Here is a 16,075-nt window from a genome sequence, read left to right on the forward strand (position 1 = left end):
TTGTTGAATGATGTTTCTAAAAAATACTATTTCAATTATAAAAAGCTCCAATATGGTTTCAATATTCAAAAATTCTAAATGAAAAGCTATTTATCAGAATGTAGTTCACTCATCTCATCAACCAGTAACAGTCTGCTTCGGTATTTCAAGTCATTGGGAATATTCTTATTTATAACGCATGTATTTTCTAAGCAATCCAGGTACAATGCTAATTGAACCAACGCGTAATGCTCAAAGTCTCCTTTAGCCCTCTGAAAAGATACGTAATTTTCTAGAAATGGAAGTGCCTCTTTTAATTTTTGATATGCCCAATCTCTATCACCATCACTTTCAATCTCATCAGAATTTAAATAACTAACTTTTTCTAAATTATAGCTGTATTTTCTTTGTTTTTCACTTCTGCTATAAGGAGAATATAATTCGAAATATAAGGTTGTCTCTGTATTTTTGGGAGCAGATAGCAATCCGTTATTTTCAAATCCTTCATAACTCATATTTTGCAAACGATTATGCTCGAATCCTATAGCGTATTTTAATGCGCTTTGATACAAACTCATCTTATTTTGGTTTTCAGGATTTGATATCTTTAGTTCAAATAAATTAATAATGTAATTGAAAGGGTGGTATGCTTCTGAACCGTAACGATTTTTCAATTCTAAATCTAGATTTTTTAGATACTCAATATAATTATCAAACTCGTTTTCTTTTTTTATGGGGCTTTTTTTAAAGTTAGAAATAACATTTTTTTGATATTGATCAATTGCATGTATTATTTCTTTAACAAATTCCAAACTACTCTCAATATATTCAAATATTTTATGGATATATATGTTGATTCTTTTATTAAATGCACCATCTTCACTAGTATAAACAATTGCAGTAAGCTCAGAATCATTGTTGAAACCGATACCTCTGTTACTCCACATTACGTATGGGCTACATTCAAATGCACTATCTTGATATCTTTTGTGTCTATCTGTTCCTACTGGATGAACCGAACACAAAGAGCGTAAGTATTCAAAATATCTCTTATCGGTTCCTAGGCCATCTTTACCAGGTTGATTAAATATCATTGTAGAGTTCGTTATTTTTTCATCAGGTACTTGAAAAATCTTTGCTAAATCTAGTATGCAATCTACAACTACTGATGCATTATTAATAAATTCAAAGAAATCAAACGCACTTCTCTGGTACTTACCAGTATTTAACTTAAGTTCATTTAAGTAACCAACAGTATCATCAAGTCTATCCATTATAGCGCAAATTTTATCCCAGGCACGGTGTTTACCATATATTTTATTAATAGTAATATGTTGTTGTTCATTTACTTTATCTCTTAATGCTACGAGAATATCAGTATCAAGATTTATTTGATATACATCTTTAATCATTTAAAAACCCTTCCTTTTCTATATTAGTATATGTATAAACATATCATAATTTTTTCTAAAATATACAAATTTAACTTTTTGTAATAAATTAAGGTAGGCTTTCATGTGGATTTATAATAGAGTCATGATGTTTAATCAAATTAAGTTTTAAAGCTACACTATTGCTATGCATTGGTAAAATTTACGTGATATAATTCTATTAACACAACATATAGTGGAAGTTCCATCGAAAAAATGTACATCTGCTAAGTTGCCCTATTAAATTAACAAAGGAGTGATGAAATGGGGACATATCTCAAGAAAAGAAGCACTATTACTAACGAAATAAAGTATATGTCATATGAATGGATTGAAGAAACATTAAATACTGATGAAAAAAATAGATTATTATCCAGTTTAAAAAGACAATTATTAGCTAAAGAAATTGAATTATTTTGTACTTGTTCAAATAAAAACATAATTCAAATGAGCATTAGAAAAGGTCAGAAAAATTATTCTTTAATGACATTCCGCGATCAAAAAGAGTTACACGAGGCTCATTGTAATCAATTTAATGATAATTATACTCGCCATAATAATTACATACAGAATTGGCGTGAGCAAAAAAATGGCACTATAATTGTGAACTTAAATATACCCTCTACTAACACAAGTAATATTAATGAAGAAACTAATAATAAAGAAGATACTTCACAAAAAAAAGAAAAACAGCTTAAAAAAAATGGAGCCTCAACTAATCCACTAACAGTTTATGAATTAACACGCAAACTCTTAATTCAGGCTTGGGATCTTTATATTTGGGATCTTTACACAGGTAAAAAACAAAGTATTTATCCAGGTCTCGCAGAAGTTTGGCATAATCTTATATTCACACGAACAAGAAAAATAATATTAAACAAACATAACCTTACTTTACATGATTTAACCTCGACAACCGGACAGGAAAGATCAATTTATGTTATTCAAAAAAAACATAACTTCAACCTTCCAGCGTATTTTATTCTAGAATTTGTTGCAGCTGAAGAGATAGATGCAGGTACTTATCATATAAGTGCACGCAATCCTAAAACCAAGGAAATATTCATATATGAAATAGAAACGCGATTATTAAATACCATAATGAATTCAACTAACGTAAAGGAAGGACCATATATTATTGCTGGATATGCTAAAGCAAATTCTTACGGGAAAAAGCCTATTATCCTGGATATAGCAATTGTACCCATTAATACATATGGAGTTGTTGTAGAGAGCTCATACGAACGATCTCTGTACAATATTTTATGTAGCGAGGGAAGGTTAGTACAGCGTATCCATGATTATAAGTACCATCCACAATGGGAATGTATGTTACCGGATGGATTACTACTTGATACAGATAAGCCGACAATCTTAGAAGTATTCGGAATGTCTAAAAATATGACTTCCTATCATGCGAGAAAAGAAGCAAAAATTAGTCATTTTAATAGTTTGGAAGAATATAATTTTTGGTTCTGGAATGCATTTGAAAAACCTAATAATATGCCTAATATTCCTGTGAAAAGTGGGATATTATTAGGTGACTAAAATTATAATGAAAGAAATATAATATTTTCTAGTCATTTTTAATATAACGGTAGTTCGAAAAATAAGGAAATTGAACATATACCAATGCATTCTAAAATCAAAAGCGGATAAAACAACTGCAATATTTAATGGTGTAAAATACAGAATTCTAATGAATGGGTGAAATTTATCACAAACTTAGGATATAATTTCACCTTTTTTATGTATAATAACAATATAGGAGTTTATATAAAATATTAAATGTTTATATGTTTTTTTTATGACTAATAAAAAAGATATATAACAATTTGAATGGATGTGTAAATGTATGAGCTGGTTTCAAATTGTACTTTCAATTTGGTTTTCACTTTATTTCTACATATTAGTAATGGGGATATTAATTCAAAAAAAGAAGGTAGATATTGAGAATTCTATTGTAGGTAGGTTAATTTTGGGATCACTTAAATTTCTCACCTATTTTATATTAATATTACCATTAACATTATTAAGTAGCATAGGGGTATACAGTACTCTTATAGGGCTTGTCATTATTTATGCAGCCGTAATACTAGCTTTATCCTATATTGATTCAAATTGCATTACATATATTATGTGGTTAGGGTTTTCTATTGTATTAGCTTACTATGCAGAACGATCTTACAATTCCATATTTAAAGCGTATAATATAATAATTAATACCGGTCATGTAAAAGAATTGTCCACTAAATTGAAAAATAGATTGGACAAAATTAATTTCAGAATTATTACCTACACAATTTTACTGTTAATATACTTTACAAAAAATTGCTTAATTTTCACATATGAAAAATTAGAATATGTTCCCAAAGATATATTCTTTGGACATTATTTACCTATAGAAAATCTATTTATGACATCGTCTGAAGCATTACTTACATTTGTTATAATCGACACTATTATTATGAATTCTCCAAAGCTTAAAAATCATTTTAAATTAAACTAATATATTCTCTCAATATCTAACGATTTAAATTAATATAAATAGAAGAAAATAAAAAACGGTCTTTTAAAAATAGACCGTTTTTTCTATGATTTACTTATTTTCCAACCCTCGTCCGTGTTTTCTAATTCAATCACGATTACTTTTTTAGGCTTGTCTTTATACACAGCATCAACAGTTACTATAGCGATTTCATTGAATGATATTATTGAAATTACTAGAAATTTCTAATTTAGCTGGCCAAAATGTTGAGATAATGCGTGTGAGATTACCGTATAGTGGTACAAAAAAATTTAATTAGAACAAAAAATAGAGAATATATAGTATTTACTACTAAGAGGAAAAAGATTTTAAATAATAAATACACCACTAATTCTTAATAATTAAAGATAAAGTGTAATATAAATAATTATTGAGGTGAATTATCAAGTTAGTAGTTTAGGTTCAGTGTTAAAGGAATATGAACATAGATGTATGTAGTATACATTTAAATTTAAGATAGAATTGTAAATTGTATCTTAGTAACGGTGATTGATGTAATTGTTAGAAAACTAATATTTAGAAAGCTGAGGTTATAGTAACGATAATAATTGTTGCAAAACGAAGAAGTAAGTATATTATTTTGAGGTTTCCAAGCTTTTATAGTAACGATAATAATTGTCACAGCACACTGGGTCTAGTATAAACCTGGTTTGTTTTTTTATTGGATATATATTTTTTTTGCAAAATCAATTAAAATCTTTTTAGAGAGGGTGATTCATATTGATTCGAACTTTTATTTTACAAATTCCTTGTCATAGAAGATTAGATAGGAGTTTTTTTAAACTACAAAAGTACATACCTTTATGTGCGCGTTGTACAGGCATGCTTATTGGTATTTTAATGTTTCCAATTTATTTTTATATGACACCTTCATTTCTTTTGGCAATCATACTATCATTTTTCGCTCAAATTCCGTTACTTATCGATGGGTTCACCCAAAAGTGGAAATGGAGAAGTAGCTCAAATTTGCTAAGAATAACTACTGGTGTATTAAGCGGTAATGGTATGGGATTATTCATTTCCTCTAGTGTTATATGGATATTATCTTAAGATATATAGTAATGGAGGTATTTACATAGATGTTCTGGATTTACTTAATTCTAATTTTTATTTCAGGCGGAAGTGGAATTGGTTTTATGATTCAAAATAAGTATACAGAAGCAATAATAGCTTTTGTTATTTGTATACTATTGTTTGGGCTACTGTATTATTATCTTAAAAGAAACAAAAGAAAGAGAAAAGCAGATTGTGACGATTTAGACTGTACGGATTGTTTTGATTGTGATTGTACTTGTTAAATTTTTCTTCCAAATAAAAAGCTAGTGTATTATTAAAAATACACTAGCTTTTTTGCTTTGAAATTTTAAGAAAAGTGTAGGAATACGGCTATTATATAGAGAACTTTAGTTTTGTATATAAAAGGAGGCGTTAGATGTTGGAAACGTATAATTGGAACAATAAACTAACATATTTAAAAAACACGAGAGATTTATATTACAACGACGATTATGTAAGCTTTTTAGTAAATACAGTTTGGAAGATTACTAAGCCTGTACATATCGTTGATTACGGTTGTGGATATGGTTATTTAGGATTAGTATTAATGCCATTACTCCCAGAAGGTTCAAAGTATACAGGTATTGATAGTGGAGAAACATTATTAGCTGAAGCCAGAGAGTTGTTTCGTTTACTTCCGTATGATTCAGAATTTCTTGAAGGAGATGCTACAGAAATTGAACTGAACGATAAATACGATATAGCAATCTGTCATGCTTTCTTATTACATATGACTACTCCAGAAACAATGCTAGAAAAAATGATACATTCAGTTAAAAAGGGTGGAAAAATAATCTGTTTTGAACCACATTGGATTTCTAATATGGCTTCTTATTTACTAGATGGGGAGAAACAATCGGAATTTATTCAGCTAGGTGTTTTGCAGAAATTATTTGAAAGTGATACGCAAAGAAATGGTAAAGATGGCAATATAGGCATGAAAATACCGATATATTTAAGTGAATTAGGTGTGAAAAATATTGAATGTAGAGTAAGCGATAAAGTGAACTTTTTAGATTCAAATATGCATCACAATGATAAAAACGATTTGTATCAATCATTAAAAGAAGAGGGGATTGCAGGTGATCCGGGTGATAAGCAACAATTTGTAGAACGTTTAATAGCCAGAGGATTAACATATGATAATGCGCTAGCTCAATATGAAGCTGAACTACGATTTTTTAACATATTTCATGTGTATTCTTCTTTTGTATACGCTCCCAATATGAAAATTACATTTGGTGACATAGTTTGTTAAAAGGTATGATGTATAAGGGTTGTCGTTTAATGTCGATAAGTCGATATTCGACATATAATCGCTGATAAATGTTAAGAATCGGTCGATATAATTTGAAAATCGCCGATAAAATGAAAGAATCGCTGATATATTTGAATTATGGCCGATATAATTTTATGTACTAATTTCAGCTTCTACAAGATAAAAACCGCATGTTACGTTATTCCATATAATTAAACAAAATACGGAGAAAAACAATCGTTTTTACTATATTTTGTTATAAATTTGAATAATATTAATTAATACCATCCATTTTAAGAGATTTTAGTTGAATACATACTATATGGTGTGTAAAATCTAAGCAAGTAGCAGTTTAAATATAAATTCGAGGTGAATGCATGCTAGATTTTAAGCAATTAGAAACTTGTTTAAAAGACAAGAGATTTGTAGATGGATTACAGGAAATAAATAATGAAATTGCATATATAAAAGAAACGAATACTTTATCCTATGTGAAGAATTGGCTTGCCAATATTCCTTCGCATAAGGAGTTCGATATATTAATTCGCCTTACTGATGAAGGGCTTATGCACCAATACAGTTCATTCCTCATTCGTTACGCTTATAAAAAATTCCCAAATATGAGAACGCTCTCTTTATATTGTGATGAGTTAATTGATGAGCGGAAAATTCTTGAAGCAGAGCAGTTGTTAAAATCTTCTTTAGAAGAGTTAAGTAAAGAAGAAATAGATGCAGATTTTTTAGCGAAAACATATTTTACGTTAGTACGATGTCTTTTAGAAACGAAACGAAACGAAGAAGCGTTAATGTATATGCAAAAAGCAGAGGAGTACAGTGCGCGCGCAGTGTTTGATAAATGGGGCTACGTTTATATGCATACAGGTGAATGGGAGAAAGCGGAAGAACAATTTATTGCTGGCATGCAGCATGAAGATTGTGAAGAGTTATCTACCTATTTATTATCACAATTGTATGCGAATAAAGGAGAACAAAAACGCGCGATACAGTTAATCGATGATGCGATTGTAAAATTCCCACAAGTACCATATTTTCATTTTGAGAAGATAAAGTATTTATTAGATTTAGAGCAATATGAAGAGATGTTAGCGGTAATAGATAACATAAATACTCAGCTGCCATATCATGCCTATAATACTTACTTTGTACATTTACGTGCAGAAGCACTGTACAAAATGAATAAATTTGCAGATTTACAAAAACTATTAAAAGAAGAAAAGAGTTTAAAAGAATCTTTATATCATAATTTAGAAAAAAATCCGGATGGAAAAAAGGTTCACTTGCCGATAGTTCCAATTGTACAAAAGGATAATTATTGTGTTCCGACAAGTTTAGAGATGATGTTGCGTATATGGGGAGAGAAACGTACACAAGATGAAATAGCAGAGTTTATTTTTGATATGACAGGATCGAAGTTTTCAGATACTGTTTCTTATTTAGAAGAATTAGGTTATGAATATCGTTATTTTAAAGGGAACGAAGAGAATTATAAGAGACTGATTGACGAAGGAATTCCTGTTTTATTAAGTATAGATATTGAGCATGCTTCACACGTACAAGTTCTATCTGGATATGATGATACATTGCAAGCTTTCTATGTTCAAGATCCAAACTTTATAGAACCAGTTCTTGTGGAATATAGTAAATTACAAGAAAAATATCGTTATACAGGCTGTTTAGCAATCACGTTTGTTCCGAAAGAAAAGAAGGAGCAACTAGCGTTTCTAAGTGAGGAAGAAAATCGTTACTTTAAATCTATTTTTTCTCTTACGGATCATTTAGATGAACATGACAAAGAGGGAATTAGTAACTTAGTACAATTTTTAAAAGAAACGAGTGATAATCCAAATACGTGGTTATATACGATAAAGCACTTAGATGTTGAAGTAGATAAAGAATTTATTTTATATTGTATCGATAAGTTAATGGAAAAGTTTCCGAACTCGGACTTTGTTAAATTGCATGGTGCACAATGTTTTATTCGTCTTCAAGAAGTAGAGAAAGCGGAGCAAATGCTGACAAGCGTTGAGAAGAAAAATAATCGTGCTTTATATCATTTAATAAACGGAAGATATGCGTTTGAAAAGGAAAGTTATCTAGAAGCGATTTCAAGCTTTCGTTTATCGTTACAATTAGATGCAGATCAGCCTATTGCTTGGAGTTTTCTCGCTTTATCCTATATGTATATTGATCAATCTGAAAAAGCAATGCAATACTCTCAAGTTGCATTAGAGCGTAGTCCTGAAAGGTTCACTTTAACAAATCACGGTTTAATATTAATAGATTTAGAAAGATATGAAGAAGCATATGAAATCTTTAATGACTTGTTAAAAGAGTATAAATATGAAGCGCATGTATGGTATGAACGAGCGAGATGTGCACATCAACTAGGGAAATTATATTTAGCAATAAAAGGGCTTAAAGTAGCGATTCATTTGGATAGTAATGCACCTTACATTTATACGAAACTTTCGGAAATATACGAATCTGATTTGAAGGATGAGGAAAGTGCGAAAGAAATTTTATTAAACGGTATTGAGAATTGTGATGATAAAGCACCTCTTTACGTAAAATTAGGTGATTATCATTTTCAAAATGATAGCTTGGAAGAAGCAGAAGTATTGTATAAGCGTGCTTTAGAAGAAAATGATGAGGATGTTTATTCTCACTTCGGACTTACACAAGTTTATATGGCAAGAGAACAATATAAGGAAGCAAAAGAATATATACTTGGTCTTGAGAAGCAAATTGAAAAGAGCCAAGATTTCCTCATGAATGCAGGAATGGTTTTATGGGATGCTGAAATTGAACTTGGTGGAAATGAAGAAGGGTTTAAAGTAGCACTATCTAAGTTAGAAAATGGTATAAAGAAAAGTGATTATAATGTAGTAAGTGCGTTAGATGAATATGTGAATCGAATTAAAGGAACGGAATTTGTACAACGAGGTATAGCATTTTTAAGAACGTTACACAAAGAAAGAAATGAAGTAAGTGAGTACGGTTGTTATGCAGGTATTTTATATGAATCTATTGGACAGTACGGCCAAGCGATGAAAAGATATAATAAGGCGATAGAACAAATGGAAACGGCATTACCGTATTACCGAATTGGTGAAACACTTATGGCATTAGGGCAATTGACGGAAGCAAAACAAGCGTATGAAACATGTTTAGAGCTTGATGGGAATTTCGTAGGTGTACATTTACAGCTTGCGGAAATATACGAAAAAGAAGAAAACCGTTCTAAAGAACAAAGTCATATGGTTCAGGCGATGAAAGAAGAGCCGTTGCATATTAATATGGAATATTTAGCACAGCTTTCAGTAGATATGAATCTTCAGGAAGAATTGCTGACTGAACTAGAACAATTAGCGGACGAAGTACCTGAAATATGGCGTTTAGATGCGATTGCGTATGTGTACGGAGCGATGAATGAAATAGATAAAGAACAAGCACAGGTTGAATACGCACTACAATTAGATGGTGAGCATATAGAAGTTCTATATCATTATGCAAAAGTATTAGTGAAAAAAAGAAATGTAAAAGCAATTGAAGTTGCAATGAAAGTAATACAAAAAGATTTTGATAATGAACGTATATTTGATGTTTATGTAAAAGCAGTAGAGCAACATAAAAAATTGTCTAACATACGAGATTTTCTTCATACGTTAAAGGTGAAAAAAGCAGAAAGAAGTACAGCATTCATGTATGCTGCAGCTGCGGTTACGGAAATATGGATTGAACGCCAGCTGCATGAACAGCCGAAACGATCTATCATTACGAGAGCTTTTTATCGTATGAAAAATCGTGCGAAAGAAATTTCAATGGTTACTATGATAATTGATTTATATGAAATCTCTTTAAAGTTAAATCCGAAAAATAGTATGGCAGCACAGCGATTTGCGCTATTTTATGAGAATGTAGAGATGAATAAAGAAGCAATAGAGATTCTGCACACGTCACTAGAAAATAAATGGGATTATGAAGTAGCGAAGCAACTTGTAAATCTTTTCGTTGAGTGCGAGGAAGAAGATATGTTAAGAGATGCTTTGGAATTAACGAAACAAATGGTTCGAGAACTACCAGATGATTATGATACTCTTCTTCTGCAAGCACAAGTATTCTTTAAAGCAGGGGAAGAAAGAAAAGCAGAAAAGATTATCTTACAATTAACAGAGCAAACACCGTTTGTAAGTAGAGCATTTCTTGCTTTAGGAGAAATATATCAAAGTCAAGAAAGGTTTGAAGAGGCAATTCATGTATTAGAAAATGCTTCTATACATCATCCAAATGAAACAGCAATTCTTCTTTCTTTAGCATCTTCATATCATGGTGCCGGCCAAACGATACAGGCAGAAAAAATAACAAATGAAGTATTAATAATTGACGCGAGTGATTTGTTAGCAAGATATGATCGTGCTTGTTATTTAGCGCAGTTAAATAGAAATGAAGAGGCGAAGGAAGAGCTTGAATTTGTCCTTCGTGAGGATGAATCGGGATTCTTTGCTGAACTTATTGAGGATGATGAAAATTTAGCAGCATTGCGAGAATTTGAAAAGTAATTGTATAAGAATAGGGAAAAAAGATAAGGATATATTTTGAATTAGTTGACAATTAGTTGCTAAATGGCATAAAATAACTTTTAACAAAGTATACAAATCTGAAGACGAGAAAGAGTAAAATAGTGAGCTGTTCTCCAGAGAGCCGGTATATTGCTGAAAGCCGGTGTGCAGACGTTATTTGAAAATCATCTCCGAGGAGCCGAGGCTGAAAGTAAGTAAGCCCGGACGGATGTCTACCGTTACAAAGAACACGTATGATAGTACGTTGCTAAGTGCTATTAGTGAAAATGCTAATAGAATTAGGGTGGTATCGCGGGTAAACCCGTCCCTACTTTATAGGGACGGGTTTTTTGTGTGTTTTAAAATATTCAAAGGAGTGATTGTATATGGAAAAAGTAGATGTAAAAGAATCAGCTGTAGGAAGAGAAATGCGAATTCGCAAACAGTGGAACGAACAAAATATTTTCGAACAATCAATTCAGAATCGAGAAGGCGCACAGTCTTTCGTATTTTATGAAGGACCACCAACGGCGAACGGACTACCGCATGTAGGTCATGCACTTGGACGAACAATTAAAGATTTAGTAGCAAGATATAAAACGATGGCTGGTTATAAAGTGTTAAGAAAAGCGGGATGGGATACACATGGTTTACCTGTAGAATTAGGCGTTGAGAAGCAACTTGGTATTTCTGGTAAACATGAGATCGAAGAATATGGTATTGAACCATTTATTCAAAAGTGTAAAGAGAGTGTTTTCACATATGAGAAGCAGTGGCGTGAATTCACTGAAAGTATTGGTTATTGGGTAGATATGGATGATCCATATGTAACTTTAAAGAATCCATATATCGAAAGTGTATGGCATATTTTGGGGACAATCCATGAAAAAGGATTGTTATATAAAGGACATAGAGTTTCACCATACTGCCCAAGCTGCCAAACCTCATTGAGCTCACATGAGGTTGCACAAGGGTATAAAACAGTAAAAGATTTAAGTGCAACTGTGAAGTTTAAAGTGAAAGATAGTGAAAATGAGTATTTCTTAGGTTGGACCACAACACCTTGGACACTTCCAGCAAACGTTGCGCTTGCTGTCCATCCAAATATGGAATACGTTAAAGCAAAACAAGAAAGTCATGTATACATTGTTGCGAAAGAACGTGTACAAGAAGTATTAAAAGAGAACTATGAAGTATTATCTGTTCATAAAGGCGAAGAATTATTAAACACATCTTATACAGCGCCATTTCCGATGAAAGAAGTTACAAATGGTTACCGCGTTATTGCAGCAGATTTTGTAACGGGAGATAGTGGTACAGGACTTGTTCATATTGCTCCAGCATATGGAGAGGACGATTATAGAGTTGTTCAAAGTGAAGGCTTGTCATTCTTGCACGTTGTAGATGAAAAAGGTGAGTATACAGAGGCAGTACCATTTTTGAAAGGGAAATTTGTAAAAGATTGTGACGTGGATATCGTTCGTTATTTAGCGAAGGAAGGTTTACTGTATCATAAAGAAAAATATGAACATAGCTATCCGCATTGCTGGCGTTGTGATTCACCACTACTTTATTATGCAGGAGAAAGTTGGTTAATCCGAACAACTGCAATTAAAGATACATTTTTACAAAATAATGATTCTGTTACTTGGTATCCGGATCATATGAAACATGGGCGCTTTGGTAAGTTTTTAGAAAATATGGTGGACTGGAATATTAGCCGAAATAGATATTGGGGAACGCCATTAAACGTGTGGGAATGTGAAAGTTGTGATCATCAGTTCGCACCGAAAAGCATTGCCGAATTAAGAAAGCATAGTACGAAAGAAACACCAGAAGATTTGGAATTGCATAAGCCTTATGTAGATGAAGTGCAAGTGTGCTGCGGGAAATGCGGAGGCACAATGAATCGTACACCAGAAGTGATTGATGTTTGGTTTGATAGTGGTTCTATGCCATTTGCACAATATCATTACCCATTTGAAAATAAAGAGTTATTTGAAGAGCAGTTTCCAGCGGATGTTATTGCTGAAGGAATTGATCAAACACGCGGCTGGTTTTATAGTTTATTAGCAGTATCAGCACTATATACAGGAAAAGTACCGTATAAACGAGTGTTATCACTAGGGCATGTTTTAGATGAAGAAGGGCAGAAAATGTCTAAAAGCAAAGGAAATGCACTAGATCCAGTTGATTTAGTAGATAAATTTGGTGCAGATGCGCTAAGATGGGCTTTACTTGTTGATAGTGCCCCGTGGAATGCGAAGCGTTTTTCTGAAAGAACAGTACTGGAAGCGAAATCTAAATTTGTAGATACATTAGTCAATGTGTATAGCTTCTACGTTTTATATGCAAATTTAGATGAATATAATCCGAAAGAAACGTATGATGTAAGGCTTACAAAATTAGACGAATGGGTATTATCAAGATTGCATAGTACAACGAAAAAAGTAAGAACTGCACTTGATGATTATCAATTTACGAATGCAGCTCGTGAAATTGCAGCACTTGTAGATGAAGTGAGTAACTGGTATGTAAGACGCTCACGTAATCGTTTCTGGGAATCTGGTATGAACGCTGAGAAAGCAGCTGCGTATGAGACACTTCATGAAGTGCTTGTAACAATTAGTAAATTAATTGCACCATTTACACCGTTTGTCGCGGAAGACATTCATCTAAATTTAGAAGGAGGCAGCGTTCATTTAGCTGATTATCCAGTTGTAAATGAATCACTACTTCAACCGAAATTAGAAGCGGAAATGGATGCTGTTTTACAAGTTGTTGAACTTGGAAGAAGTAACCGTAATCAGCATTCTTTAAAAGTAAAACAGCCGCTAGCAGAACTTGTATTACTTGAGCATAACGAGAATGATATGGATTGGGAATCTTATCGTGATATCGTTATGGATGAGTTAAATGTAAAAGCATTCCATGTTGAACTCGATGAAACAAAATACACATCATATCAATTGAAGCTTAATTTTAAAACAGCGGGGCCGAAATTCGGTAAAAATGTGAATGCAGTGAATGGTTGGCTAAAACAATTATCACAAGAAGAAGTACAAAACTTTGTATCAACAGGAAGAGCAGTTTACGAAGCAACACCAGGAGAAGAAGTAGTTGTAACTGCTGAAGATGTGTTAGTTGAGAAAGTTGCAAAATCAGGATTCTCTAATACGACTAACGGACAATATACGGTTATGTTAGATACGAATGTAACGGAAGAATTGTTGCAAGAAGGAGTAGCGCGTGAATTCATTCGTGCGGTTCAAGAATATCGTAAACAGTTGAATTTACCAGTTAATTTACGAGTGGATGTTATTCTTGATACAGAAGTAGAGCTACAGCGAACGTTAACGAACCATAAAGATTTATTGGAAGAAAACTTACTCGTTAAACAATTTACATTTGGTCACTTAACGAACGAAGACGATGAACTTTCTTTAGGTGAAACGAAAGTTCGAATTAAATTAAGCGCGGCTCATTAAAGGAGAAGGAAGTTGGAATGATTCCAACTTCCTTCTTGTATGATGGAAATTTATCCGGCTAATTTCCTCATAATCCATTCGATAGGACCTCTAGAAAATTTCTTTCTCCATAACACACTAATTAAAATGCTGAAAATGAAAAATGCAGTAGCAAATAATAAAACGAATAGTAGTGATTGATTTTCCATTCTATTTAATAGAATTAATGTCCCAATACCGATAAATACATGACTGACATAATGAGTTAATGTTAATTGTCCTGTTTGTACAATGGAAGTGACAAACCAATTATTTCTATATTTTTCAGCGATATAGAGGCAAATGATTAATATAGCAATAGAGGATCCTGTAGCAGATAAAATATATAATACATTTGGTAAGATGGGTCCTGTATTAAATAAAAATGTGGCGGCCTCTCTGCCGATGTATGGAATAAAAAAGTGTGTAAGTCCTTTTGATAAAAGTTCTGTCAATATTGTGATTGTAATACCGAGTAAGAGTAATCTTTTTTTTATTTTTTTATTATGAAGATCTAACCTGCCAATTAACATACCGATTAAGAAGAACGAGAACCAAGGGAAAATAGGGTGATAGCCATTAAAGAATAAGTTGCGAAGAAAACCCTTTATTGTCCAGAAGTCTACATAATTTATAAATGGAGTTGGACCTACCCAACCCTCGAAAGTATTGAAAGTAAGCTGAAGAGATTGTGCGAACAATAAAATAATGATAGAAAGAAAAAGTAATAGTTTTTTGCGTACTGTCATGAGTAATGCAGCAACGAAAAGGTAAACACCATAGTAGTGTAATATATCCCCAGTCCACTCCATTACATATAGTAGTAATCCTAAAATAAATAAGAAAAGTGATCGTTTCCATATGGTCTTTCGGCTATTAGAAATTTTTATTTGTTCATTGCTAGCAACGGCTGACCTAGTCATTAAAGTTATACCGATGCCAGCAAGTATAACAAACAAAGCAGAGGCTCTACCTTCAAATAGTGACATGAAGGTTATTAAAAAAGGGGGACCATTTCCTTCTGCACCTGTTATCACCATGAAATTAACAAGTAGCATACCAAACATCGCCCAAGCTCTAGCAAAATCTAAGCCGATAATGCGTTTTTTTATATTCACTTCAACCCCTTCTTTCAAAAATGTTATTTACAGCTTCAATCCAAATTTGTTTATAATCTATCTTTGCATCAATCATCATAAAATTTCCGATATTATCAAGCACTAATGCTAACATATGAGCTTTTGAAACTAGATTTTTATTTTCAATTAATTGAAGTTCATTTGCTTTTGTAAGGAGTACTTCAAATCCATGTAAATATTCTGTTTGCACAGTTAGTAATCGATCTTTGTACATCTTGTTTCTTGAAGATAGTAATACATATTCTTGTAGCACTCGGTTAAAATAAGGGTCGTTTCGCTGTTCATCAATTATTTTAAGGCCAATTGCAATACATTTTTCAATAAAATTTGATTTTGTAAACTCTTCTGTATGGAAATACGAAGAGAACTGCATAGCTTTACATAATTCAGTAAAAATACATTCAATTAAAGCATCTTTAGACTTAAAGTAGTAATATATAGATGGTTTTGCGATACCAACCTCCTCACCAATCATTGTATAAGTTGTTTTAACAATACCGTACGTAGCAAAAAGGCGATAACTTGCTTCCATTATTGAAGAGAGTGTTTCTTCACTTTTACTCATATAGATCCTCCTAA

Annotated in this window: 10 protein-coding genes, 1 pseudogene and 1 other annotated feature; of the genes and pseudogenes, 7 read left to right on the forward strand and 4 right to left on the reverse strand. The window is 32.1% G+C overall.

All coding sequences use genetic code 11. The features are described 5' to 3' along the window. Positions 1-86: 86 nt before the first annotated feature. Complete coding sequence (locus GBN91_RS19060; protein WP_152122032.1) at positions 87-1,391, reverse strand: hypothetical protein; 1,305 nt, start codon at positions 1,389-1,391, stop codon at positions 87-89. A gap of 282 nt (positions 1,392-1,673) precedes the next feature. Between GBN91_RS19060 and GBN91_RS19065 the strand changes: the two genes are divergently transcribed. Both GBN91_RS19065 and GBN91_RS19070 read left to right on the forward strand, forming a co-directional pair. Continuing rightward, positions 1,674-2,957, forward strand: a complete 1,284-nt coding sequence (locus GBN91_RS19065) for a hypothetical protein (RefSeq protein WP_152122034.1) — start codon at positions 1,674-1,676, stop codon at positions 2,955-2,957. A gap of 307 nt (positions 2,958-3,264) precedes the next feature. Then, entirely contained in the window at positions 3,265-3,918 is a 654-nt protein-coding gene (locus GBN91_RS19070) for a hypothetical protein (RefSeq protein WP_152122036.1), read from the forward strand. Positions 3,919-4,001: 83 nt separating this feature from the next. Here the strand turns inward: GBN91_RS19070 and GBN91_RS19075 are convergent. Beyond that, positions 4,002-4,112 (reverse strand): annotated as a pseudogene (locus GBN91_RS19075) (DUF4878 domain-containing protein); the annotation flags it as partial. Positions 4,113-4,677: 565 nt separating this feature from the next. Here GBN91_RS19075 and GBN91_RS19080 point away from each other — a divergent pair. The 5 genes from GBN91_RS19080 to ileS all read left to right on the forward strand — a co-directional run bounded on the left by GBN91_RS19080 (position 4,678) and on the right by ileS (position 14,339). Beyond that, positions 4,678-5,007 (forward strand): DUF2085 domain-containing protein, encoded by a 330-nt coding sequence (locus GBN91_RS19080; RefSeq protein WP_000621475.1) that lies wholly within the window; start codon positions 4,678-4,680, stop codon positions 5,005-5,007. A gap of 29 nt (positions 5,008-5,036) precedes the next feature. After that, a complete protein-coding gene (locus tag GBN91_RS19085) occupies positions 5,037-5,255 on the forward strand; it encodes a hypothetical protein (protein ID WP_000498601.1) in 219 nt (72 codons plus the stop codon). A gap of 137 nt (positions 5,256-5,392) precedes the next feature. Next, on the forward strand, positions 5,393-6,271 hold the full coding sequence (locus tag GBN91_RS19090) for a class I SAM-dependent methyltransferase (RefSeq protein ID WP_142384855.1): 879 nt from the start codon (positions 5,393-5,395) through the stop codon (positions 6,269-6,271). Positions 6,272-6,648: 377 nt separating this feature from the next. Beyond that, positions 6,649-10,851, forward strand: coding sequence for a bacteriocin-processing peptidase family protein (locus tag GBN91_RS19095; RefSeq protein WP_152122038.1), 4,203 nt, complete (start codon positions 6,649-6,651; stop codon positions 10,849-10,851). Positions 10,852-10,943: 92 nt separating this feature from the next. Beyond that, positions 10,944-11,184: a binding site (T-box leader), on the forward strand. Between the two features lie 53 nt (positions 11,185-11,237). Beyond that, positions 11,238-14,339, forward strand: a complete 3,102-nt coding sequence (ileS, locus tag GBN91_RS19100; RefSeq protein ID WP_044306552.1) for an isoleucine--tRNA ligase — start codon at positions 11,238-11,240, stop codon at positions 14,337-14,339. A gap of 50 nt (positions 14,340-14,389) precedes the next feature. On the opposite strand, the gene GBN91_RS19105 is transcribed toward ileS, so the two are convergent. Both GBN91_RS19105 and GBN91_RS19110 read right to left on the reverse strand, forming a co-directional pair. Beyond that, positions 14,390-15,475 carry a DUF418 domain-containing protein gene (locus GBN91_RS19105; protein ID WP_001022158.1) on the reverse strand — a complete coding sequence of 362 codons (1,086 nt, stop codon included), beginning with the start codon at positions 15,473-15,475 and terminating at the stop codon, positions 14,390-14,392. Position 15,476: 1 nt separating this feature from the next. Next, entirely contained in the window at positions 15,477-16,061 is a 585-nt protein-coding gene (locus GBN91_RS19110) for a TetR/AcrR family transcriptional regulator (protein ID WP_000045224.1), read from the reverse strand. Positions 16,062-16,075: the final 14 nt, after the last annotated feature.

It is taken from the genome of Bacillus sp. B1-WWTP-T-0.5-Post-4 (assembly GCF_009183795.1).
Lineage (GTDB): Bacteria > Bacillota > Bacilli > Bacillales > Bacillaceae_G > Bacillus_A > Bacillus_A cereus.

Excerpts from the sequence above, each read along its gene's own strand:
- ileS (WP_044306552.1), top strand. The coding sequence starts at position 11,238 with ATGGAAAAAGTAGATGTAAAAGAATCAGCTGTAGGAAGAGAAATGCGA.
- GBN91_RS19085 (WP_000498601.1), top strand. The coding sequence starts at position 5,037 with ATGTTCTGGATTTACTTAATTCTAATTTTTATTTCAGGCGGAAGTGGA.
- GBN91_RS19060 (WP_152122032.1), bottom strand. The coding sequence starts at position 1,391 with ATGATTAAAGATGTATATCAAATAAATCTTGATACTGATATTCTCGTA.
- GBN91_RS19070 (WP_152122036.1), top strand. The coding sequence starts at position 3,265 with ATGAGCTGGTTTCAAATTGTACTTTCAATTTGGTTTTCACTTTATTTC.
- GBN91_RS19095 (WP_152122038.1), top strand. The coding sequence starts at position 6,649 with ATGCTAGATTTTAAGCAATTAGAAACTTGTTTAAAAGACAAGAGATTT.
- GBN91_RS19065 (WP_152122034.1), top strand. The coding sequence starts at position 1,674 with ATGGGGACATATCTCAAGAAAAGAAGCACTATTACTAACGAAATAAAG.
- GBN91_RS19110 (WP_000045224.1), bottom strand. The coding sequence starts at position 16,061 with ATGAGTAAAAGTGAAGAAACACTCTCTTCAATAATGGAAGCAAGTTAT.